The 22,120-nt window shown below is 53.0% G+C and carries 18 protein-coding genes, 1 tRNA gene and 1 pseudogene; 6 read left to right on the top strand and 14 right to left on the bottom strand.

Annotation, left to right across the window (positions count from 1 at the left end):
• Positions 1-3 precede the first annotated feature (3 nt).
• The 4 genes from CGS49_RS07270 to CGS49_RS07255 all read right to left on the bottom strand — a co-directional run bounded on the left by CGS49_RS07270 (position 4) and on the right by CGS49_RS07255 (position 5,408).
• Positions 4-2,136, bottom strand: a complete 2,133-nt coding sequence (locus CGS49_RS07270) for a Z1 domain-containing protein (RefSeq protein ID WP_097801200.1) — start codon at positions 2,134-2,136, stop codon at positions 4-6.
• A complete protein-coding gene (locus CGS49_RS07265) occupies positions 2,136-3,695 on the bottom strand; it encodes an ATP-binding protein (protein ID WP_179859048.1) in 1,560 nt (519 codons plus the stop codon). Before CGS49_RS07265 ends, CGS49_RS07270 begins: the two co-directional genes overlap by 1 nt.
• Positions 3,679-5,124 (bottom strand): helix-turn-helix domain-containing protein, encoded by a 1,446-nt coding sequence (locus tag CGS49_RS07260; protein WP_097801198.1) that lies wholly within the window; start codon positions 5,122-5,124, stop codon positions 3,679-3,681. Before CGS49_RS07260 ends, CGS49_RS07265 begins: the two co-directional genes overlap by 17 nt.
• A gap of 74 nt (positions 5,125-5,198) precedes the next feature.
• Entirely contained in the window at positions 5,199-5,408 is a 210-nt protein-coding gene (locus CGS49_RS07255) for a helix-turn-helix domain-containing protein (protein ID WP_097801197.1), read from the bottom strand.
• A gap of 737 nt (positions 5,409-6,145) precedes the next feature.
• On the opposite strand from CGS49_RS07255, the gene CGS49_RS14615 reads away from it, so the two are divergent.
• The 5 genes and pseudogenes from CGS49_RS14615 (at position 6,146) to CGS49_RS07225 (ending at position 9,811) form a co-directional block, all read left to right on the top strand.
• Positions 6,146-6,376: a hypothetical protein gene (locus CGS49_RS14615; protein ID WP_343215858.1), complete on the top strand. Its 231-nt coding sequence runs from the start codon at positions 6,146-6,148 to the stop codon at positions 6,374-6,376.
• A gap of 24 nt (positions 6,377-6,400) precedes the next feature.
• A pseudogene (locus CGS49_RS14610) lies at positions 6,401-6,829 on the top strand (alpha/beta hydrolase-fold protein); the annotation flags it as partial.
• Positions 6,826-7,260: a YaiI/YqxD family protein gene (locus CGS49_RS07240; protein ID WP_097801195.1), complete on the top strand. Its 435-nt coding sequence runs from the start codon at positions 6,826-6,828 to the stop codon at positions 7,258-7,260. The pseudogene CGS49_RS14610 and the gene CGS49_RS07240, both read left to right, overlap by 4 nt.
• 1,010 nt (positions 7,261-8,270) lie before the next feature.
• The gene (locus CGS49_RS07230) at positions 8,271-8,546 is read left to right on the top strand and encodes a helix-turn-helix domain-containing protein (RefSeq protein WP_097773038.1); all 276 of its coding nucleotides are present in this window, start codon (positions 8,271-8,273) and stop codon (positions 8,544-8,546) included.
• Between the two features lie 14 nt (positions 8,547-8,560).
• Positions 8,561-9,811 (top strand): tyrosine-type recombinase/integrase, encoded by a 1,251-nt coding sequence (locus CGS49_RS07225; protein ID WP_097801194.1) that lies wholly within the window; start codon positions 8,561-8,563, stop codon positions 9,809-9,811.
• A 272-nt stretch (positions 9,812-10,083) separates the two neighbouring features.
• Here the strand turns inward: CGS49_RS07225 and CGS49_RS07220 are convergent.
• A tRNA-Ser gene (locus CGS49_RS07220) sits at positions 10,084-10,174 on the bottom strand.
• 148 nt (positions 10,175-10,322) lie between these two features.
• Entirely contained in the window at positions 10,323-10,949 is a 627-nt protein-coding gene (locus tag CGS49_RS07215) for a DUF975 family protein (protein ID WP_097801193.1), read from the bottom strand.
• A 216-nt stretch (positions 10,950-11,165) separates the two neighbouring features.
• Between CGS49_RS07215 and CGS49_RS07210 the strand changes: the two genes are divergently transcribed.
• Positions 11,166-12,533 carry an MATE family efflux transporter gene (locus tag CGS49_RS07210; RefSeq protein WP_097801192.1) on the top strand — a complete coding sequence of 456 codons (1,368 nt, stop codon included), beginning with the start codon at positions 11,166-11,168 and terminating at the stop codon, positions 12,531-12,533.
• A 61-nt stretch (positions 12,534-12,594) separates the two neighbouring features.
• Here CGS49_RS07210 and argF read toward each other — a convergent pair whose 3' ends face one another.
• The 8 genes from argF to CGS49_RS07170 all read right to left on the bottom strand — a co-directional run bounded on the left by argF (position 12,595) and on the right by CGS49_RS07170 (position 22,002).
• Positions 12,595-13,509, bottom strand: a complete 915-nt coding sequence (gene argF / locus CGS49_RS07205; protein ID WP_097801191.1) for an ornithine carbamoyltransferase — start codon at positions 13,507-13,509, stop codon at positions 12,595-12,597.
• Positions 13,506-14,708, bottom strand: a complete 1,203-nt coding sequence (locus CGS49_RS07200) for an aspartate aminotransferase family protein (RefSeq protein WP_097801190.1) — start codon at positions 14,706-14,708, stop codon at positions 13,506-13,508. The genes argF and CGS49_RS07200 overlap by 4 nt, the downstream gene beginning before the upstream one ends.
• Positions 14,709-14,945: 237 nt before the next feature.
• Complete coding sequence (gene argB / locus CGS49_RS07195; RefSeq protein ID WP_097801189.1) at positions 14,946-15,800, bottom strand: acetylglutamate kinase; 855 nt, start codon at positions 15,798-15,800, stop codon at positions 14,946-14,948.
• A gap of 199 nt (positions 15,801-15,999) precedes the next feature.
• Positions 16,000-17,229, bottom strand: a complete 1,230-nt coding sequence (argJ, locus tag CGS49_RS07190) for a bifunctional glutamate N-acetyltransferase/amino-acid acetyltransferase ArgJ (protein WP_097801188.1) — start codon at positions 17,227-17,229, stop codon at positions 16,000-16,002.
• A gap of 200 nt (positions 17,230-17,429) precedes the next feature.
• Positions 17,430-18,371 (bottom strand): N-acetyl-gamma-glutamyl-phosphate reductase, encoded by a 942-nt coding sequence (gene argC / locus CGS49_RS07185; RefSeq protein WP_097801187.1) that lies wholly within the window; start codon positions 18,369-18,371, stop codon positions 17,430-17,432.
• Positions 18,368-19,768, bottom strand: a complete 1,401-nt coding sequence (gene argH, locus CGS49_RS07180; protein ID WP_097801186.1) for an argininosuccinate lyase — start codon at positions 19,766-19,768, stop codon at positions 18,368-18,370. The genes argC and argH overlap by 4 nt, the downstream gene beginning before the upstream one ends.
• 144 nt (positions 19,769-19,912) lie before the next feature.
• A complete protein-coding gene (locus CGS49_RS07175; protein WP_097801185.1) occupies positions 19,913-21,145 on the bottom strand; it encodes an argininosuccinate synthase in 1,233 nt (410 codons plus the stop codon).
• A gap of 314 nt (positions 21,146-21,459) precedes the next feature.
• Positions 21,460-22,002, bottom strand: a complete 543-nt coding sequence (locus CGS49_RS07170; RefSeq protein WP_179859047.1) for a LysR substrate-binding domain-containing protein — start codon at positions 22,000-22,002, stop codon at positions 21,460-21,462.
• Positions 22,003-22,120 lie beyond the last annotated feature (118 nt).

The following is a 22,120-nucleotide window of genomic DNA, read 5'->3' as shown; positions in this document are numbered from 1 at the left end:
TCGTTATGCTTGAATTACCAGATTTGTCAATTTTTCAATTACACTTTTAGGAATATAAAATGCTAATGTTGGACTATCAATATTCGTAATCGTATCTCGAATTTCGTGAATTTGAAGTTGCATAGTATCTTCTGATACAAACTGGTAATCATCACCAAGATATACTGGAGGTTTTTCAAGACTCTTTGGGCGGCGGCCAACACTATAATTAGGAATATGTCCACAGTCAATAGAATGCTCTGAGAAAGTTCCATCTCTCATCCAAATAATATCAACTTTCGGTTGCAAATTTTTACGTTTGAGTAGTATGTCAAGTTTGCTAATAACAGACTGATTGAATTTTTCTCCTGCAGCAAAGCAGAATTTATCAAAAATGCGTTCTTTCACATAGTCAAAGTCCATATTAGGAACAATCACAAACGGTGCGCCATCACCAAATCGTTCGACTTTAATTTGGTCTTTCTGTTCCGCGCGTACTGTTGCCAAAATCGCCTTATTACTATCAATATATTCTTGAACGTCTTGAAATTCTCTTTGTTTATTCCAAAACTTGAAGGTATAATTTTCCGTTTTGGCTACCGAACTACGAGTCATTTTCAAGTCATCACTGAGCGCAAAAATTCGAGCCATATTTTTAAAATTTGTTCCTTGACATTTGGCTGCTCGTACCGTTTCCCAGAGATCTTCTTCATGGTCTCGGATTTCTTGGAATTCTCTAATAATTTTTCCTACAGCAAATATTCTACACAGGTCCAGATACTTCATCTTATATCCAAACCAACGGGCTCTCTGCTGAACAGTATCCACTGTGGATACACCTTTTGCAGTTCGAATAATATACGTAATTGCGAGTCCCTTGAGCGTAAGGCCACGTCCCAACATGGTACCACCAACATAAATATTATAGTCATATATCTCATCTGCACCTTTGGGAACACTGTCACCGTTTACTTTATGCCTACCACACACATTCATCGCTTGAATAATATCATCTTCCAACGAATCAAAAGAAGGTAGACCTTGAACTCCCGCTTTTTCGTATTCACAGTATGCCGCAACTAGTATTCTTTTCAAAGAACCATAAGCGATATCTCGTTTATTTTCGGATTTTTGGCACCAGTCATTAATTAAACCCTCAACCTTATTAAAAACTTTTTCGTGATCTGCTTTCAACTGGCTTGGATGAACCAGCATAGATAATTTGTCTCCTGGCTTCATACCACGATTTTTGTATATTGCACAGGCAACAAAAAACATCGAAATAGCTTCAATAAACGATTGTGGAATGCCGTCATCCAGCAGGGAGGTTTCATTATCCGGTATTTTCTTTGTATACTTATTATCACTATGGTACACATCGAGGCCACAATATCCATTACCCGGATCAACAAGTACACCAAAATCTGGCGAGAGGACATCCAATGTATCAATCAGCAAATTTGCTTGCGGCGTTGCCGTAATAGACAAAAAGCAATGCCGATTCAGTCGAGCTTTTAAATTCTCGATTGCTTTATATGTTGAACTCTTTTTTCCTTTCTTCACAAGTGTATTTAAAGACGCTTCATCACCTTCGTCGTCAATAATTAGAACCGGTTTTTCTGCCAGAGTAGGATCAGAAAAAATATTGTCCGCAATGTAGTTAATCTGAGTTGGACTTTTGAGTGCAACCACTACAACTTTCTTATTCATCTTATTGAATTGGTGCATTTTTTGTGCGGTCAACTGGTCTTTAAAATCTGTTGTGTCCAAAACGAGGACATCTTTGGTTGCTTCAAAATACTCTTTTATCCGGTCTCGATTTTGCTTAACAAGAGGTTTCTTTGTTCCGCCAAAGACGATAACAATATCATAATTATTATCAAAAGCTAGTGCTGTGATTGAAATGAAGTTCGAAGTTTTACCACTCTGAACTTTTCCAATTACAATGCCAGTTTTTTGACATGTGCCGTTTCCTTCCGGATAAGGACAATACGAAAGGGTTTGAGCTGCATTTGAAACAATCCTCGTAACACCTTCTAGAGGGATTCCGTCCGCCAATAAATAGTTCTGTACAGCAGACATATATCGTCCATCAAGATTAACGGTCCATGTAGTTGTTTCCGGCTCATAGTAATTCATTTCAATACTATCGCTCATTAGTGTCCCTCCTTAATTACAGCTTTAAGTGTTTCATTCATCCTCATTCTGATGCTACTAGGATCAATTTTTCCATCCACACTTAGACGCATAGCCTCAATTTCAGATAAAGCAAGCGCAAATGTAAATTGCTCCATGATGGTTAAAAAATGTTCATCGTTAATATATGGCTTGAAAAACATATGGCGAATATTCCATTCAACAATATACTCATCTCCACTCATTGCAATATTGAGCCATCGACTATCAGGATCATCTTTTTTCAAAATAAAATTAAAGATATACTGTTTACCGTTACAGGAAAAGACAATACGTTTTCCTCTATCGCCCTCAACTTCAATGTCTGTAGGATCTGGTACAAGTTCAACTTTAGTAGTCGGCTTTATGTTTGACTGACTAATAGCCGTCTTCGAACTCTCTACATTAACATCCTCAGGGATCGGTGTAACCACCACATCATCAATAATACCAGCATTGGAGAAAGTATTTACTAAGGTTTCAATTCCTGTGTTAATCGAAGCCTTAGGGCGTTTACGATATTCCTTAGCCTTTTTTCTATAATCTTCACATTCGGCTTTTAATTTTTCAATTAATACATCTTCCAAACCACCATATAAATCAAACGCATCCTTTGTTTGCGTCACTCTCCATCCATCAAGATTTAGTTCTCCAAAGAGTCTTTGATAGACATAGGAGTTGGACTTTTCAAATATTTCTTCAGGCCGATATCCATTTTCGTAACCACCTACGATAACACGACCATATCGAATAAGTGTAAAACCTGCACCTGATGTACTACCTTCATCCAAAAGACCAATGAACCCATAAACACGCTTGGTTTCACCATTAAAATCAAAAGAAATATCTATATCTTTTTCCCATACTTTCTCTTTTCCGTCGGGTAAAATCTCGGTGAGTATTTTAGGCATCTCATAAACCAGTCCAACACCATTATATAGAATTTTGATTTTTCCGGAACGCAAATCTGTTCGATACATTCCCCTCAACTGGTCTTTAGTTTTTCCGATTTGTGTTCCAGAAAGTGTGCGATTCAAATTCCAAATAGTGATAGTTGTGCCATGATCTTTTGTGCTGCACGGAATTTCTTCCACGGTGATTTCTTCGTTTTTGTATTTGCTCAAGGCTTCGACATCTACAGTAGTTTTATATTTCACGCCAGAGCCCAGTGCAACAGACTCAACACTCCAACATTTTCCAAACCAACATGCGGCGGTTTTTAGTCCCATTCCAAACTCACTGCGAGATTTTTTTCTCGGCGGACTATCCAACATAATTGCCCGCTGAAAATCTCGAAAATCCATACCATACGCATTATCTTTTATGATAAGGTGATCGCCGCTTACTTTGTCTCTCTTGTATTCAATGTCAACGGCAAGGCCGTTCCAATATTTAGTTGAATTAAGTTTTTCAGTATTGTCATAATAGCTTTGCGTTGAATTGTCTACAAATTCCGCTATGGCAGTCCATGGATCATATCTTATATTTTTGTAGGTAGCATACACACTGGTTGTTGGTCGAATATTAATGCGTTTCGCCATCCAATTCACCATCCCATCCATTATTAGCCAATGCAAATAAACTTTCACCCAAAATTTTTAAAACTCGTACATTTACAGAGTTTCCAAGTTGCTTATATTGGATTGCATCTGTTCCTTGGAATTTAAAGCCACCATGAAAACTTTGCAGATTCGCAGCTTCTCTTGGAGTAATCCTTCTAAAATGTCCTTTATTTTTATCCCAAATTATCGGAGTGTTGACTATTGCGACAAGCGAAGGATAAAATGTTGGCCGTTTTGCACGAATACCAGATTGCCGAATCTGGATTAAGCAATCACGAATATCTGTAACATCTGTCCCACAATTCCATTCAAATTTCTTGTAGAGTTTAATTTTGTTGAGCATATCATATTTGCGTATCCATTTATCGATAAAAACTCTATTATCAAGATAAAGCTTTCTGTTATGCCTCAAAAATTTTTGCTTCCATGATGGCATATCATCATATCCTTGTGCACGAAACACTTCATTGTCATCGTCTATCCCAACACCAAAGCTATCAATCCAAATTGGAAAACCAATCACCTTTATTCCAGTTTCAATTCGGAACTCATCCCAAGCTAAAATCATATGCTCCTGTTCCTCAGGAATCACATACGTATCCTCCACATTATCTTCAAGAATTGTCCACGCATCCCCCATTTTACATTTTTTGAAATGCTTTTCTAATTGAAGATCATTTTTATGAATGAAGCCATTGCTTAGAATCTTCTCATTTCTAATGTCTTTTCGGATTCCAAGAATATATACTCGTTCTCGAATCTGAGGAATCCCAAAATCAGAGGGAGAGAGTATAATAGGTTCTTCCGTGATATAAAAATTGCGCCGCATTAATTCTGAGGTGATGATATCCCAGTTTTCAGTTTTGTCAGCTAAATTACGAACATTTTCAAGAATAATAAACTTTGCTTCAGGATGTCCATCAAGGATATCCATAATCGTATAGAACAGGTTTCCTCTAGTCTTATCTTTAAAACCTTTTTGTGCACCAGCCTTGCTGAAAGGTTGACAAGGAAATCCCGCACACAAAACATCAAAAGGCGCAATTGTCTCGGGTTGGATGTTTGTCACATCGCCACGTAGTTCTTTCTCCTCGGTATGGTAATTAAGTCGATATGTTTTTTTACATTCTTCGTTAATCTCAGCTGCCATTACACACTCGCCGCCGAGGTATCTCATAGCTTGATGAAAACCACCAATTCCAGCAAACAGGTCGATAAATCTAAATCGGGCTTTAATCTGTGTACTTTTACAAGATCTTCTATCATTGGGCTTCTTTGCATCTTCTGGAATATACCATCTATTGCCTTTACGTATAACCCCTTCAATTCTTCCTTTCTTACAAAGCACTGTAACCCAAGTAGCAGAGACACCCCATTTTAGAGCAATCTCTTTTGTTGTCAGAAACATATTTTCCACTCGCCTTACCTCAATCCACACAGGATTGTTCTATTTTCGAATTTTATCTATTTACAATAATGCGTTTATTTTTCATCTGGCACAATTTCCATGATGTCCTCGATTTGGCAATTCAGTGCTATGCAAATCTTTAGAAGAATCTCCGTGGTAACGTGACCGTTTCTTCCCATCTTAGTAACTGAAGCCGGGCTAATGCCAGCTCTTACACATAAGTCCTTCTTTTTCATGTCCTTGTCGATGAGCAGTTTCCAGAGTCTTTTATAACTGATTGCCATAAAATACCTTCTCCTTATCGATATACAAAAAATGCTCTGCCTTCCGGCAGAGCATTCGGTCTGTTATAGCCATACTGCCAAGGCATATTCCAACACTCGACAGCGTTGTTTATAATAATAGCATATTTGGTTAGAAAAAGCAAGAAAATGATAGATGCACACGATTATTAAGACATATAATATTGGGCGCATCTATGGTAACGACTGCCAACTCAACTTGTTTTGTGGCACAAACGTATAATAATAAAAGTTTCCAGTAATTCGACCTATATCATCGAAATGGCTGCTAAGTTTAAAAACATATCTCATCTTTATCTTTGTATCGTGGATTTGGATTTTTGTATAATTTACTGGCCTTCAATTTCAGAATCAGCATAACCTCAGCAAGCAGGGCCTCTGTGTGCACAAAGGCCAAATTCACACGCAGAATTAAAATTCTGCCGTGTTCATTTGCTTGTTGGGATGCAATCCCAAGCCCTGCGACCATCACGATTCCGTGATAGCTGCGCACTCCTACGACGCATCAAAAAAGCGTTTTGCAAAAAACGCGCAGCCTGCATCGGTACGGTGCAGATCTGAAAGGGTTTGGGATTTCCCAACAAGCATTTTGCAACGCAAAATGGTCTTTGTATATACGAAGACCCTGCTTGCTACGGCTATGAACGCCTTTTGAATTGCAAAATGATTTTTCAGTTGCTATACTGGGCTTATCAAAGTTTTTTCGGGAGGATGCCGCAGTGACCGCACAGACAATGCTAATCGGGAACCGATCTTGCCGCATTTACGGCGAACCCCATGCAGAATACCTGCTGCTCAAAATGACAGGCGAACATGAACTGCAAAGCATAGACCATAAAGTGGCTGCTATTGCGCAGAGCAGCTGGAATTTTTTGTTTGTGGCCGTGCCCGTGGAAAGCTGGAACGATGCACTTTCCCCGTGGGAAGCCCCTGCCGTATGGGGAAAGTAAGGATTTGGCGGCAAAGCTGGGGACACCCTGCGCTTTCTGACGGAACAGGTCATTCTCACACTGAAGCAGCAGTATCCTCTCCCGGAAAACGTCAAAATCATTCTGGGTGGCTACTCACTGGCTGGACTGTTTGCTTTGTGGGCATCCACCCAGACTGATCTGTTCTACGGTGTCGCCGCCGCCTCGCCCTCTGTATGGTTTCCGGGCTGGATGGAGTTTGAACAGCAGCACCCGATGCAAACACAGCACATTTATCTGAGCCTTGGCGACAAGGAGGAACACACGAAAAACGCCGTCATGGCTGCGGTGGGGGATAATATCCGCACCCTGCACAGCCGACTTGCAGAGCGTGGCACAGACTGCACGCTTGAATGGAACAGCGGCGGGCACTTTAAGGACGCTGATTTGCGTACCGCGAAAGCCTTTCGGTGGACGATGGAGGAACACACATGACCATTTTGATTGATGCAGACGGTTGTCCGGTCGTCGATCTGACTTTGCAGATTGCAAAGCGGTTTGTCGTTCCGGTCATCATCCTGTGCGACACCGCTCACCAGATTGAGCGGGAAGGTGCGCAGACGCTGGTGTTCGACAAAGGAGCGGACAGCGTGGATTTTGCTCTCGTCAACCGGGTAAAACCGGGAGATGTGGTTGTGACGCAGGACTACGGGCTGGCGAGTATGTGCCTTGCCAAGTGCGCCCGGGTGCTGAACCAGAATGGTCTGGAATACACCGCTGATAATATAGACGCTCTCCTGTTGCGGCGTTATGAAAACAAAAAGCTCCTCCGTGCCGGAAAGCACCCCAAGGGGAGCCCAAAGCGGACGAAGGAGCAGGATGAAGCATTTGTCGCCACACTGACAGATATTTTAGCGAGCGTCTGATTTTCTGAATCAAAAATTTGATATTGCAACCGCCACTCACTCTTTCCCGGAGTGAGCGGCGGTTGTTTCTTGTTCAGCGCATCTTGTTTTGTTAACTTTCTGTTAATTTTCAAAATAAAGGTTGTCAACGAGCCTTTCTCGATGCCTACCAAGTGAGGGAACGCTCTCAACCTTCAATGAAGGCAAAAAAATCAACGTCAACACCCCCCATTTTAGGCCGCTTTTTCTGTTAATAGTAGAAACGCTTCTTTGAAGGTCAGTCGTTTGTGACCTTTTTGTTAATTCTCAAAAACATGGTTGTCTTTTGCCCTTTTTCGTCGGCTACCAAGTGAGAGGACTTTTTCAAAAGTGGAGATTCGGCTTCAAGAATTACAATTCAATTATAATTTCCCCTTCGATGCTATGAAACAGGCGTTCTCGACGCCTACCAAGTGTAGGGCATCTTTTTCAAGACCACTTTCAACTTCAGACACTGCCAATGTTGCAAAGTTCCGTCCTCCATCGGTCGCCCATGGATCAATGTTATTTTAATCAAGCAGCCACTTCAACTATATTTTCCAAAAACTTTTCAACAAATTTCTTTTTCGGGCTACTTTTTGGCCGTTTTCGATGGCTCGTAAGTAGAGGGACAATTTTTCGGAAGCCTCAAATTCCGAAGATTTTCTATAAAACTCCGTCCTTTGAAAACAGAATAGTTCAATCGTCCGGTACTTCACAAAAGGTACTTCTGTAACTCGCAGCCCGGTCATAACGAAGACGGGGTGGCTGAAATGCCAATGGTGCGGTGCAAGCCCGCCGCCGGACGATTCCCCACTCCTAGGGAAGTCGAGGACCAATATGGGAGACCTTAACTTATTAACGCAGACGGGTTTGAACTTATCTGCGATGGGGGAGTTGGAACTACTGCCAGCTCTCTTTACATTGCCACCTGACCGCAGCTTTGCTGCAAAGGATATAACCGCAGGTAACACACTTTTTGACCTTAGACTACTTATGCTGAAGGAGTGCCTATGAAGTTTAACAATGCCTATTCCCAGATGTTTCCCGGCTACCCCGATGCCGTCAGCCTTCAGCAGGCTGCGGAGATGCTTGGTCTGAACCGCCACACGGTCGGGGAACTGATCCGTTCCCGCCGCCTGTTTGCGCTTAAAATCGGCCGTACCTACCGTATCCCGAAGCTGAGCGTGATTGAGTTCCTGCTCACCGGACAGAGCACCTTCCCGGCTGGAAATCCGCCGCTGGATGTGGTATGCTGTGGGTGCAGCAACGGACAGCACGCCTGTTGACCCAAAGGAGGTTTATGATGAAAACTACAGGGTCTGTCCAAGAGAAAAATGGACGTTTCTATTTCGTGGTCAATCTTTATGATGCCAACGGTAAGCGGAAGATCAAGTGGATCTCCACAGGTCTGACCGTCCAGGGCAACAAGCGCAAGGCGGAATCCATGCTCCGGGAAGTATTGCTCCACTATGATGAGACTGGGGAGCTGCCCACAGGGCGGGGCGGAGCCTACGAAAAAGTAGATGCTAAAACCGCCAAGCCCCTGCCGCTGCCCCTCCAACCCGTCAACAAGTCGGAGATGCTGTTTCTGGACTATCTCAACGAGTGGGTGCAAGTCCATAAGGCATCCATTCAGCCTGCAACCTTTATCAGCTACAATCGGATGATCACCGGGCGTATCACGCAGTATTTTGAACCGCTGGGCTTGAAGCTGTGCGAGGTCACACCGCAGGTGCTGGATGAGTTTCAGGAGAAGATCTTGCTGGAGGGCTACACTACCAACACGGTCATTCACTACCACGCCATCTTCGGCAAAGCGTTCAAGGATGCCGTCCGCAAGGATTATCTGGAAACCAACCCGATGCTGAAAGTTGACCGCCCGAAGAAGAACAGCTTCCGTCCCAACTTCTACTCCAAGGATGAAGTCCAGCAGCTGCTTGAAGTATCGCAGGATGACCCCCTGCATCTGTGCATCCTCATCACGGCCTACTACGGTCTGCGCCGCAGCGAGGTGCTGGGGTTGAAGTGGTCGTCTATCGACTTTGAGCGCAAGTCCATCACCATCAATCACAAGGTGACGGAACAGTTGGTGAACGGCAAGTACGTTCCTGTGGTCAGCGATGTGATGAAGAACAAGACCAGCTGCCGCACCCTGCCGCTGATCCCGGCTGTGGAAGAAGAACTTCTGAAGCAGAAGGAAAAGCAGCAGCTTTACCGCAAGCTGTTCAAGAAGAGCTACAGCACTGAGTATCTGGATTTCGTCTGCACCGATCAGGAAGGCAAGCTGATCCGCCCGAACTTCGTGACGGAGCACTTCGACTGGTTGCTGACCAAGTACGGGCTGAAGCACATCCGTTTCCACGATCTGCGCCACAGCTGCGCCAGCCTGATGGTGATGAACGGCGTATCTATGAAGCAGGTTCAGGAATGGCTGGGGCACAGCACCTTTTCTACCACCGCTGACATCTACGCACATCTCGATTACAAGAGCAAACAGGGGTCTGCTGGGGTCATTGCGAACCTTTTGGGAGAATCCAAGTTCCCCAAATAATTATGGATTTATCGTTCGTGTATAAAGCATACTGTGATGAGGCAAAAGCGGCCTTTCTCTGCTTGACGCAAAAGAAAAAGTCGCAGATTCGTTTGAATCTGCGACTTCTGGCGGAGATGGTGGGTTCTCCCGCGCCCTAAAAACAGCCCACTGGGCTGTTTTTGCCCGGCGGGACGCAAAGCGCCGGGCACGGGCTGTTCTCATCCCACCAGCAACTTCACTACACTGTGCAAAAAGAAAACCGCCAGCGCTTTTCTTCACGCTGACGGCTCTGGCGGAGATGGTGGGATTCGAACCCACGTGCCCGATTAAGGACAAAACGATTTCGAGTCGTTCTCGTTACGACCACTTCGATACATCTCCATATTGTAGCTTTTACAGTATAGCAAAAAAGGCAGGTCCCGTCAACCGTTTTTTGCTGCGCGCCGGGTGGGCCGGGGCGCAAAAATGCCGCTGCGGCGTGTGGGCTGCAGCGGCATTTCACTTTGCTTTTTTGTTCTCAGGTCTTCGCTCAGACAGCGCCGCCGGGACGGTAGGTGCTGTACTGCTGGGACTTCAGCCAGTGGTAGCACTGGGTCAGGGTCGCCTGATGATAGGGCATCACCCACAGGGTGCCGACGCCCAGGCACAGCGAGCCCACAAAGTACCAGCCGATGAAGCTCAGGTGCAGCACGAACAGATCGCCCTTGTGGCCGTTGGTCAGGGCAGTGCTGGCATCCAGGCACTGCTTCCAGGTGTACTCCGGGTGCTCGACCTTGATGTAGTAGGCCATGGACCAGCCCAGAGCCTTGATGATGCCGGGCACTACCAGCAGCAGAGACCACAGCGCGATGAAGATGGACATCAGCAGGTGCAGCAGGAAGTTGCCTCCGAAGTCATCCTTGAAGCCATCGAACATCTCCGCAACGTTCATGGCCTGGCCGTCCCGGCTCTGCTTGAGCAGCATCTTGGCGATGCCGTAGCTCAGCGGGCCGGTGAGCAGCAGGCCCACCACTCGGCCCAGCAGCGGGATCTGGCCGCCGACCAACTGGATCAGAGCATTGATGAAGAAGACCAGCACGGCATACAGCCACACCGACCCAAAAATACTTCCGCCCAGCTGTGCCTTTGCACGCTGTTTCAAATCCGCACGATTCATATGATTCGCCCTCCTTGGCTATTTTTCATGATTATACCATATTCTTCGGCCAGAGAACAGCTTTTTTGTGAAATTTTGGCCCCTGCGGGCAAAAAACCTTTTCCACTGCAATTTTGTGCTACCATTTTGCGCCGGGTCCGTTTATAATAAAGTATATGGGCAAAACAGGGCAGATGCCCTTTCTTTTATTCTATGACGCAGAAGGAGACACATTCCATGGCACAGACAAAACAGGATATGGGCACCGGGAACGTGAAAAAGCTGATGCTGCAGCTGATGATCCCGGCCGTGGTGGCGCAGGTGGTGAACCTGCTGTACAACATCGTGGACCGCATTTACATCGGGCACATCGCGGGCATCGGCGCAGCGGCGCTGACCGGCGTGGGGCTGTTCACTCCCATCCTGATGCTGCTGAACGCTTTCGCCATGCTGGTGGGCGCGGGCGGCGCGCCGCGCACCGCCATTGCGCTGGGGCAGGGCGAGAAGGAGCAGGCGGAGAAGATCATCTCCAACAGCTTCACCGTGCTGTTGTTCTTTGCGGTGGTGCTCACCATCGGCTTTTACGCGGGGGCCCCGGCGCTGCTGCGGCTGTTCGGCGCCAGCGACGCCACCCTGCCTTATGCGCTTTCCTACAGCCGCATCTACATTCTGGGCTCGGTGTTCGTGCTGGTGGTGCTGGGCATGAACCCCTTCATCACGACCCAGGGCTTCGCCCGGACCAGCATGCTCACCACGGTCATTGGTGCGGTCATCAACATCATTCTGGACCCCATCCTGATCTTTGGGTTCGGGCTGGGCGTGCGGGGCGCGGCCATTGCCACGGTGCTCAGCCAGGCCGTGGGCGCGGTGTGGATCCTGAAATTCCTCACCGGCAAAAAGACCATCCTGCACCTGCGCAAGGACTTTCTCAAGCCGGAACGGCAGATCATCCTGCCGGTGATGGCGCTGGGCATCTCGTCCTTCGTGATGCTCTCCACCGAGAGCCTGCTTTCCATCAGTTTCAGCTCCAGTCTGGCGCGGTACGGCGGCGACGTTGCCGTGGGTGCCATGACGGTCATCACCAGTGCATCCCAGCTGTGCACCCTGCCCATTCAGGGCGTCTGCCAGGGCGGCCAGCCGGTGATGAGCTTCAACTTCGGCGCGGGCAAAAAGGAGCGCGTGAAAGAGGCCTTCCGCTTCCAGCTGACGTTGTGCGGGGCCTACACCTGCCTGTTCTGGCTGGCAATGATGCTGCTGCCGGGGGCGGTGGCAGGCATCTTCACCTCGGACGCCGCGCTGATCGCCTACACCACATGGGCCATGCGCATCTACATGGCGGGCATTTTCGCCATGGGCTTCCAGATCGGCTGCCAGCAGAGCTTTATGGCGCTGGGGCAGGCAAAAGTCAGCCTGCTGCTGGCCTGCCTGCGCAAAATCATCCTGCTCATCCCGCTCATCTTCATTCTGCCGCACCTTCTGCCGGACGCCGTGTTCGGCGTGTTCCTGGCCGAGCCGGTCAGCGACATTCTGGCCGCCACCATCACCACCATCACCTTCTTTGCCCGGTTCGATAAGATTCTGGAAAAGGGTGCGGCGCGGGTGTGAACTTCTGCACAAAGAAAGGCGTCTGCCGGTTTTGTCCGGCAGACGCCTTTGTTGTTTGCTTTTATTTGTTTGCCAGCAGGATGGCCAGCACAGCCTTCTGCACATGCAGGCGGTTCTCGGCTTCGTCGAAGATCTCCGGCGCGTGCTGCTCAAACACGGCAGACGAAATTTCTTCGCCGCGGTGGGCGGGCAGGCAGTGCAGCACCAGCGCGTCAGGCTTGGCGGCCTCCAGCAGCTTGCCCGTGAGCTGGAAGCCCACAAAATCCCGCAGGCGCTGCTCGCTCTCGGCGGTGCCGGGCTTGGCGGTGTTCCAGACCGAAGTGGCCACCACGTCGGCATCTTTGATGCCCTCGGCGGGGTCACTGAGCAGGTGGAACGCGCTGCCGTACTTGTGGGCAAACATCAGCACGTCTGCCGCCGGACGGTAGCTCTCCGGGCAGACGCAGGTCACCTGCATCCCGGCAAGCAGGCCGCCCACGATCAGGCTGTTGGCCATGCTGCTGCCGTCGCCGATGAAGCAGAGCTTCCGGCCCGCAAGGGTGCCCCGGCGCTCGCGGATGGTCATCAGGTCGGCCAGCACCTGGCAGGGGTGGGCGTAGTCGGTGAGGCCGTTGATCACCGGCACACCGGCCAGCTCGGCAAACTCTTCCAGATCGCTCTGGCGGTAGGTGCGCCACACCACGCAGTCGTAATAGCGGCCCAGCACCCGGGCGGTGTCCTTGAGCGGCTCGCCGCGCCCGGCCTGCAGCTCGGCGGTGTTCATGTAGTTGCCCAGACCGCCCAGCTGGTACACACCCACCTCAAAGCTGGTGCGGGTGCGGGTGGACGCCTTGGAGAACATCAGAGCCACCGTTTTGCCCGCCAGCAGCGGGGCCGTGCCGCCCAGCTTCTGCTGTGCCTTGAGCTGATCGGCCACATCCAGAATGTGGGTCAGCTCGGCAGGGGAGAGGTCGCTCATTTTCAGCAGATTTTTCATGCCTGCTCCTTCGGAGCCGTCGGCTCCATCTTGGTCAGCACATCGCGCAGGATATCCAGCGCCATGTCCACATCGTGCTCGCTGAGGGTCAGCGGCGGCAGCAGGCGCAGGCGGGTCTTGGCCGTCAGCACCAGCAGGCCCGCTTCGCGGCAGGCAGCCAGCACGTCGGCGGCCTTGACATCGTAGAACTCGATGCCCACCATCAGGCCGATGCCGGAGATGCTCTTGACGTGGGGCAGCTTTGCAATGCCCGCACGCAGCTGCACGGCGCGCTCGTTGACGTTGGCGAGGAAGCTCTGGTCCATGCGGTCCACCACCACGTTGGCGCCGGCGCAGACCACCGGGTTGCCGCCGAAGGTGGAGCCGTGGGTGCCGGGGCCCATGCCCTCGGCCACCTTTTCGTTCATCAGCACGGCACCGATGGGCAGGCCGCCTCCCAGACCCTTGGCCAGTGTGACCACGTCGGGCTTGAGGTTATAGTGCTCACAGCACAGGAAGGTGCCGGTGCGGCCCACGCCGGTCTGCACCTCGTCCACGATGAGCACAAGGTCCTTTTCGTCGCACAGGGCGCGCACAGCCTGCACATAATCCGGGTCCAGCGCCATGACGCCGCCCTCGCCCTGAATGAGCTCCAGCATCACGGCGCAGGTGTGGCGGTCGATCAGGTCCTTCAGCGCTTCGATGTCGCCCGCGGGCGCATAGAGGAAGCCCTCGTTGAAGGGTCCGAAGTAGTTGTGGAATACCTCCTGACCGGTGGCGGTCAGGGTGGCGATGGTGCGGCCGTGGAAGCTGTTCACCAGCGTGATGACGGTGGTGCGGTCCTTGCCGTAGTGGTCCACGCTGTACTTGCGGGCCGCCTTGATGGCGCCCTCGTTGGCCTCGGCACCGGAGTTGCCGAAGAAGACCTTGCTCATGCCGGTGCGCTTGCACAGCTTTTTGGCCAGCTTGCCGCAGGGTGCAGTGTAGTAGAGGTTGGAGGTGTGCTGCAGCTTGTGGGCCTGCTGGGACACAGCCTCGGCCCAGTCCAGATCACAGTAGCCCAGACTGTTGACGCCGATGCCGCTGGTGAAGTCCAGATACTGCTGGCCCTCGGGGCCTTCAGCGTGGAGGCCGTGGCCCTTTTCCAGCACGATGGGGTTGCGGCCATAGGTATGCAGGACGTATTCGTTGTCCCGCTTGATGACTTTTTCAGAATCCATAGGTGGTACCTCCTATTGATGCTATTACAGGCAGTTGCTTGCATCACGGCAGCATCCTCGCCCTCTCAGCCGCCTGACGGCGGCAGCTCTCCCAGAGGGAGAGCCAAGGACGCATCCGAACCGCTCTTGCCTCTCCCCTTGGGAGAGGTGGCACGGCGCAAGCCGTGACGGAGAGGGCGAGCCCGTCTGCCGTCTATTTCTTCTTATTATACCGTTCGGACGCCATTTCCGCAATGCTTATTCCCGGTGACTTCTACGGTAGAAGCGGGTGCCGGAGCCGCGGTTGGAGAACAGCTCCAGCAGGATGGAGTGCGGCACACGGCCGTCGATGATGACGGCTTCGTGCACGCCCTGATAGATGGCATCGGCCATGCCGCCGATCTTCGGGATCATGCCGCCCGCGATGATACCGGCGGACTTGTAGCCCTCGATCTCGGAGACTTCCACCTCGGGGATGAGGGTGGTCTCGTCGTCCTTATCCCGCAGCAGGCCCGCGATATCGGTCATGGACACCAGCTTTTCGGCCTTGAGCGCAATGGCGATCTGGGCGGCGGCAGTGTCTGCATTGACGTTATAGGCCTGACCCAGGTCGTCCATGCCCACGGTGGCGATAACAGGGATGAAGCCGCCGTCCAGCAGGCTGGAGATCAGGGTGGCGTCCACGTGGACGATCTCGCCCACATGGCCCAGCTGGGGGTCCAGCTCGGTGCAGCGCAGCATCTGGCCGTCCATACCGCACAGGCCCACGCCGCGGCCGCGCAGCTTGGCCACGAGGTCTTTGTTCACCTTACCGGCCAGCACCTGCTGCACGATCTCCATGGTGGCGTCGTCCGTCACCCGCAGACCGTTGGCAAAGCGGCTCTCCACGCCCACCTTCTTGAGCATCTCGTTGATGGCCGGGCCGCCGCCGTGCACCAGCACAACGCGCACGCCCAGCAGCGTGAGGGTGACCAGATCGTTCATGACGGCATTTTTGAGTTCTTCGTTGATCATGGCGTTGCCGCCGTATTTCACGACCATGGTCTTTCCGTGATACTTCTGGATGTAGGGTGTCGCCTCAGAGAACAGGCGCGCCATTTCTTCGTTTTTCATATACGTCCCTCTTGCCATACCAAAATGATGTTTGCCGCTTCCCGGCAAATGATGCGCTTCGCAATGATGTTCCGGCTGCGCCGGAATGATGCACGCTGCGGCGCATATGGAGTTTCACCGTCAGCATTTCATCATTTGTGCGCAAAGCGCACATCATCATGTTCCGCTACTGCGGAATGCATCATGCCCGCAGGGCACATCATGTTCTATAATCGCCGTTGATCTTCACATAGTCGTAGGTCAGGTCACAGCCCCATGCCTTGGCGCTGGCCTCGCCAGTGCCCATGTCCACCTTGACCAGCACGTCGTGCTCAGCCAGCACCTTGGCGGCTTCGTCCTCGCTGTAGGGGTGGTAGGCAGCGTTCTCGCACACATACACCTCACCGGCTTTGCTGGACAGCCACACGCAGACCTTATCAATGGAGAAATCGCCGGGGGTGTAGCCGATGGCGCACAGGATGCGTCCCCAGTTGGCGTCGCGGCCGAACACCGCCGCCTTGAACAGGTTGGAGCACACCACGCTGCGGGAGACGGCACGCGCGGTTTTCAGGTCGGGGGCATGGGTCACTTCGCAGGTAATGAGGTGGGTAGCGCCCTCGCCGTCTCCGGCGTGCTCGGCGCACATGTGCTCTGCAATGGCGGTCAGCGCTGCCACAAAGGCATCGTAATCGGCGTTCTCCTCGGTGATCTCCGGGTTGCCGGCCGCGCCGGATGCCATGATGATGAGGGTATCGTTGGTGGAGGTGTCCAGATCCACGCTCATCTGATTGTAGGTGCCGGGCACGACCGTCTTGAGGGCCTTTTCCAGCAGGACGGGCGAGACGGCGGCGTCGGTGGTGTAGAAGGCCAGCATGGTGGCCATGTTGGGGGCGATCATGCCGCTGCCCTTGCCAATGGCACCCACAGTGCACATCTTGCCGCCCAGCTCGAACTGGATGGCGTATTCCTTTTTGTGGGTGTCGGTGGTCATAATGGCGGTGGCGGCATCGGTGCTGCCCTGCTCGGTAGCGGCCAATTTGGCGGCGGCGGCCGGGATGCCACGGGCAAAGGGGTCGATGACCATAGGCTGACCAATGACACCGGTGGACGCGGGCAGAACGTCCTTTGCGTCGATGTTCAGGGCCTTGCCCACCAGTTCACAGCATTCTTCGGCCAGCGCCACGCCGTTGGCGGCGCAGGTGTTGGCGTTGCCGCTGTTCACGATGATAGCCTGTGCATAGCCGTCCTTCAGGTGGGCGCGGTCCACCTTGATGGGTGCGCCGCACACTTTATTGGTGGTGTACACACCGGCGGCGGCACAGCGGACGTCCGCCTTGATGAGCGCCAGATCATATTTTTCGCTATGGTTTGCGCGGATGCCGCAGTGCACGCCAGCCGCCGCAAACCCCTTGGGCGCGCAGATGCCGCCCGCAACTTCTTTATACTGCATAAAGATTCTCCTTTCCCACAGGAAGAACCCTCTCAGTCAATGCCTTGCGGCATTGCCAGCTCCCCCGAAGGGTGAGGCAAGTCCCTGACGGTCACGTTCTTGGCTCCCCCTTCGGGAAAGACTCCCCCGGCCGGGGGAGCTGGCACGAAGTGCCAGAAGGGGAACAGCTGTCGCCGTCAGGCGACTGCGAGGGTTTTTATTTATTCCAATCCTGCCGTCTCGTCCATCCCCAGCATCAGGTTCATGCACTGGACGGCTGCGCCGGAGGAACCCTTGCCCAGATTGTCGAACAGGGACACCAGCATCATCTGGTCGCCTGCTGCGTTCACAGTCATGTACAGTTCCATGCGGTCGGTACCGGCCATGGTGTTGGAGTACAGGCCGTTTTCCGGCAGGGCCTCGTTCAGGGCGTGCACCTTGACGGTGGCGGCGTCCTTGTAGTAATCCGCAAGGGCGGCAGCCACGGCCTCGGCGGTAGTGCCCGCAAGGGTAAGATCCAGCGGCACCAGCACCTGCATCCCGCAGTAGTAATCACACACCACCGGCACGAACATGGGGGTATGGGCCAGACCGCTGATCTTCTGCATCTCGGGCAGATGCTTGTGAGCAAGGCCAAGGCCGTAGCTCTTGGGGGCGTCCAGCTTGCTGTGGGCCGGGCGGTCAGTGCTCTCGTAATCAGCGATCATCTTTTTGCCGCCGCCGGAGTAACCGGAAATGCCGGTGCAGCTGAAGGGGTAGCTTGCCGGGGCAAGGCCCAGCTCCACCAGCGGGCGGGCGATGCTGATAAAGCCGCTGGCATAGCAGCCGGGCACCGCCACACGGTAGGAGTTTTTGATTTTTTCCTTCTGGCCTGCGAGTTCCGGGAAGCCATAGTCCCACGCGGCGTCGGTGCGGAAGGCGGTGGAAGTGTCCAGCACCTTCACGTCCGGGCGCAGCAGGGGCATGACCTCTTTGGAAGCGGCATCCGGCAGGCAGAGGAAGGCAAGGTCCGCCGAGTTGATGACCTTGGCGCGCTCGTTCACATCCTTGCGGCCCTCGGCGGAGATGGACAGCAGTTCGATCTCCGGGCGCTGGGCCAGACGGTCGGCGATGCGCAGGCCGGTGGTGCCGGAGGAACCATCAATAAAAACTTTCACGCTCATGCGTTGTTCGCCTCCCAGGCTTTCAGCTGTTCGTTGGCCAGAGCGATCTGGTTCAGCACGCTGGCTTCGCTGGGGCCGCCGTAGCTGGTGCGGCCCTCGCAGCACTTGACCAGATCAATGGCTTCGTAAATGTCGTTTTCAAACAGGGCGCTGTAGCCCTTGAACTCGTCGAGGGTCAGTTCTTCGAGGGTCTTGTCCTTGGCGATGCAGTCCGACACCATGCAGCCGGTCAGCTTGTAGGCATCGCGGAAGGGCATGCCCTTCTTGGTCAGGTAGTCGGCGCAGTCGGTGGCGTTGATAAAGCCCTTGGCAGCGGCGCGGCGCATGTTGGCCGGGATGGTCTTCATGGTGTCCAGCATCGGGGTGACCGTCTTCAGGCACAGCTCGAGGGTATCCACGGCGTCGAAGATGGCCTCTTTATCTTCCTGCATGTCCTTGTTGTAGGCGAGGGGAATGCCCTTCATCATCACGAGCAGGGTGTTCAAATCGCCGTAGACGCGGCCGGTCTTGCCGCGGATCAGCTCGGTGACATCGGGGTTCTTCTTCTGCGGCATGATGGACGAGCCGGTGGTGAAGGCGTCGTCCAGCTCAATGAACTTGAACTCCCAGCTGCACCACAGGATGATCTCCTCGCTCAGGCGGGACAGGTGCATCATGCAGATGGAGATGGCGTTTGCCAGCTCGATGCAGAAATCGCGGTCGGATACGCCGTCCAGGCTGTTGGCGCAGGGTGCGGCAAAGCCCAGCTTTTCGGCGGTGAAGGCGCGGTCCAGCGGGTAGGTGGTACCGGCCAGAGCACCACTGCCCAGCGGGCACTGGGCGTCCATGCGGGCGGTAGCATCCTCAAAGCGGGCAAGATCGCGCAGCAGCATGGAGGCGTAGGCCATCAGCGCATGGCCGAAGGTGATGGGCTGGGCGCGCTGCAGGTGAGTGTAGCCGGGCATGACGGCGGTGGTGTTCTCACTGGCCTTTTTGCAGATCACCTTGATGAGCTCCACGATGTAGCCCTGCAGCATGTGGCTGTAGTCGCGCAGGGTCAGGCGGATGTCCAGTGCCACCTGATCGTTGCGGCTGCGGCCGGTGTGCAGGCGCTTGCCCGCGTCGCCGATGCGGGCGGTGAGGGTCTGCTCGACGAAGGTGTGCACGTCCTCGGCGTTGGGGTCGATCTCCAGCTTGCCGCTGGCCAAATCGTCGGCGATGGACGCCAGACCGTTGAGGATATCCTCACAGTCCTTTTCGGAGATGATGCCCTGCTTGGCCAGCATGGTGGCGTGGACGCCGCTGCCGCGCATATCCTGCGCGATCATGCGCTGGTCGAAGCGGATGGAGGAGTTGAAGTCGTTGACGCGGCTGTCCACCGCCTTGGAAAACCGACCCTTCCAGAGTTGTTCTGCCATAATATAAACTCCTTATAAAAACGGCAAAGCCGCCGCAGGGGAAAACGCTCCTGCGGCGGTGCCGCCGGCAACGATGCCGGTTGGATGAAACTTTCGTGTGAAAGTGTGAAAACACACGAAAGGGAAGATGTTAAAGCTTAGATCTCACTTGACCTCGGGCCAGTTCTTGCTCAGCTTTGCGCGCTCCTTGATGGACAGGCCGAACAGGTTGATGAAGCCTGCGGCATCGGCCTGATTGTAGTCCTCGTCCTCACCGAAGGAAGCGGTCTGCTCATCGTACAGGGTGTAGGGAGAGGTGACGCCGGCGTTGATCATATTGCCCTTGTAAAGCTTCAGCTTCACATCGCCGGTCACGGTCTTTTCCAGACTGTCAGCAAAGGCGTCCAGAGCCTCACGCAGCGGGGTGAACCACTGGCCGTTGTAGACGATGTCGGCGTACTTCTGGGCCAGCTGAGCCTTGAAGTGTGCGCTCTCCTTGTCCAGGGTGATGGTCTCCAGCACATTGATGGCCTTGTACAGGATGGCACCGCCGGGGGTCTCATACACGCCGCGGCTCTTCATGCCAACCAGACGGTTCTCGACGATATCCAGCAGGCCGATGCCATTCTCGCCGCCGACCTTGTTCAGGTACTCCACCAGCTCGACTGCGCCCATCTCCTTGCCGTCGATGGCGGTGGGGATGCCCTTTTCAAAGTGGATGGTGATGTAGGTGGGCTCGTCGGGAGCCTGCTCGGGGCTGACGCCCAGCTCCAGGAAGCCCTTCTTGTTGTACTGGGGCTCGTTGGCGGGGCTCTCCAGATCCAGGCCCTCGTGGCTCAGGTGCCACAGGTTCTTATCCTTGGAGTAGTTGGTCTCACGGTTGATCTTCAGGGGGATGTGGTGAGCCTCGGCATAGTCGATCTCCTCGTCACGGCTCTTGATGTCCCACTCACGCCACGGAGCAATGATGGCCATATCCGGGCAGAAAGCCTTCAGGGTCAGCTCGAAACGCACCTGGTCGTTGCCCTTGCCGGTGCAGCCGTGGCAGATGGCGTCGGCGCCTTCCTTGATGGCGATATCGGCCAGAGCCTTTGCGATGCAGGGACGGGCAAAGCTGGTGCCCAGCAGGTAATCCTCGTACTTAGCGCCGAACTTCAGGGTGGGGAAGATGTAGTTCTCGACGAAGTCCTTCTTCAGGTCCAGCACGTACAGCTTGGATGCGCCGGTAGCCTTGGCCTTTTCTTCCAGACCGTCCAACTCGGTGCCCTGACCCACGTCACCGGAAACAGCGATGACCTCGCAGTTGTTGTAGTTTTCCTTCAGCCAGGGAATGATGATGGAGGTATCCAGACCGCCGGAGTAAGCCAGCACAACTTTTTTGATGTTTTCCTTTTTCATGATAAACGCGCTCCTTTAATAAAAATACACTTTTGTTCTCTGATGCGCATTTCCCTTCGCATCCTCTGTCTTTCGTTTGCGGTTGATGCTTTTATTATACGCCGTGCGGCTTTTGCGTCAATGCTGAAAACCGACAAACCTTACAGGGATTTGACCGTTCTTTTGGTTTAATTTGCATCTTTATGCAGTTTATTTTAAATATATTCAGTTTTTATGCAATTAGAATGTATTTTTGCAGCGGTCTCTCACGCTCTTTTTTGCTGCAAAACGCCGCCCGGTCTGTCTGCACAGGCCGGGCGGCGTTTCGTTTTGATTTATTGTTTATCCCCGCCATCGGCGCGGGGCTGGCGGCCCTGCTCCGGCACGGCGCGCTGCTGGTTGTAGCGGATGAGCTGGGCGGCAGCCGTGCTGGCCGCAAGGCCCGGCCGGGTGACCATGTAGACATAGCGGCGGTAGCGGTCCTGTCGCAGGGGCACCAGCACCGTGTCCGGGCTGTACATCTGGGGGTGGTCGGTGCTGATGAACACTCCCAGCCCCGCCTGCACCATGCTCAGCAGCACCGAGTCCTCGTTGGAGTAGCCGCGGATCTCGGGCCGGATGCCGTATTCCCCCAGCATCCGGCGCAGAAGGTCGGAGTAGGCGGGCGAATCCGTGAAGACCATGGGCCGCCCGGCCAGCTGGTCCGGCGTGATGCTCGGGCACTTTGCCAGCGGGTCGTCTTTGAGCATGGCCACCACGAAGGGCAGCTCCACCACCGGGGTGAACCGCAGGCCGTTCTCGCCGGGCTGGTAGCTGCAGAACACCATATCATAGAGCCCGGCTTTCAATCCGGCCAGCAGCCGTTCGGTCTGGTCCACCCGGATGTCAAAGCAGGCTTTGCCGTTTGCGGGGGATTCGCCCTCTCAGTCACCTGCGGTGACAGCTTGTCCCCTTTTTGTCACCTTCGGTGACATTTCTCCCCGGCACGGGGAGAAT

Source organism: Faecalibacterium langellae (assembly GCF_002549775.1).
Lineage (GTDB): Bacteria > Bacillota > Clostridia > Oscillospirales > Ruminococcaceae > Faecalibacterium > Faecalibacterium langellae.
Note: the sequence above shows the minus strand (reverse complement) of the source record. Positions and strands in the feature narration are given on the sequence as shown.

What these genes read in the sequence shown, in the direction of transcription:
- CGS49_RS07270 (WP_097801200.1), bottom strand. Translation starts at nt 2,136, where the DNA reads ATGAGCGATAGTATTGAAATGAATTACTATGAGCCGGAAACAACTACA.
- CGS49_RS07265 (WP_179859048.1), bottom strand. Translation starts at nt 3,695, where the DNA reads ATGGCGAAACGCATTAATATTCGACCAACAACCAGTGTGTATGCTACC.
- CGS49_RS07260 (WP_097801198.1), bottom strand. Translation starts at nt 5,124, where the DNA reads ATGTTTCTGACAACAAAAGAGATTGCTCTAAAATGGGGTGTCTCTGCT.
- CGS49_RS07255 (WP_097801197.1), bottom strand. Translation starts at nt 5,408, where the DNA reads ATGGCAATCAGTTATAAAAGACTCTGGAAACTGCTCATCGACAAGGAC.
- CGS49_RS07240 (WP_097801195.1), top strand. Translation starts at nt 6,826, where the DNA reads ATGACCATTTTGATTGATGCAGACGGTTGTCCGGTCGTCGATCTGACT.
- CGS49_RS07230 (WP_097773038.1), top strand. Translation starts at nt 8,271, where the DNA reads ATGAAGTTTAACAATGCCTATTCCCAGATGTTTCCCGGCTACCCCGAT.
- CGS49_RS07225 (WP_097801194.1), top strand. Translation starts at nt 8,561, where the DNA reads ATGATGAAAACTACAGGGTCTGTCCAAGAGAAAAATGGACGTTTCTAT.
- CGS49_RS07215 (WP_097801193.1), bottom strand. Translation starts at nt 10,949, where the DNA reads ATGAATCGTGCGGATTTGAAACAGCGTGCAAAGGCACAGCTGGGCGGA.
- CGS49_RS07210 (WP_097801192.1), top strand. Translation starts at nt 11,166, where the DNA reads ATGGCACAGACAAAACAGGATATGGGCACCGGGAACGTGAAAAAGCTG.
- argF (WP_097801191.1), bottom strand. Translation starts at nt 13,509, where the DNA reads ATGAAAAATCTGCTGAAAATGAGCGACCTCTCCCCTGCCGAGCTGACC.
- CGS49_RS07200 (WP_097801190.1), bottom strand. Translation starts at nt 14,708, where the DNA reads ATGGATTCTGAAAAAGTCATCAAGCGGGACAACGAATACGTCCTGCAT.
- argB (WP_097801189.1), bottom strand. Translation starts at nt 15,800, where the DNA reads ATGAAAAACGAAGAAATGGCGCGCCTGTTCTCTGAGGCGACACCCTAC.
- argJ (WP_097801188.1), bottom strand. Translation starts at nt 17,229, where the DNA reads ATGCAGTATAAAGAAGTTGCGGGCGGCATCTGCGCGCCCAAGGGGTTT.
- argC (WP_097801187.1), bottom strand. Translation starts at nt 18,371, where the DNA reads ATGAGCGTGAAAGTTTTTATTGATGGTTCCTCCGGCACCACCGGCCTG.
- argH (WP_097801186.1), bottom strand. Translation starts at nt 19,768, where the DNA reads ATGGCAGAACAACTCTGGAAGGGTCGGTTTTCCAAGGCGGTGGACAGC.
- CGS49_RS07175 (WP_097801185.1), bottom strand. Translation starts at nt 21,145, where the DNA reads ATGAAAAAGGAAAACATCAAAAAAGTTGTGCTGGCTTACTCCGGCGGT.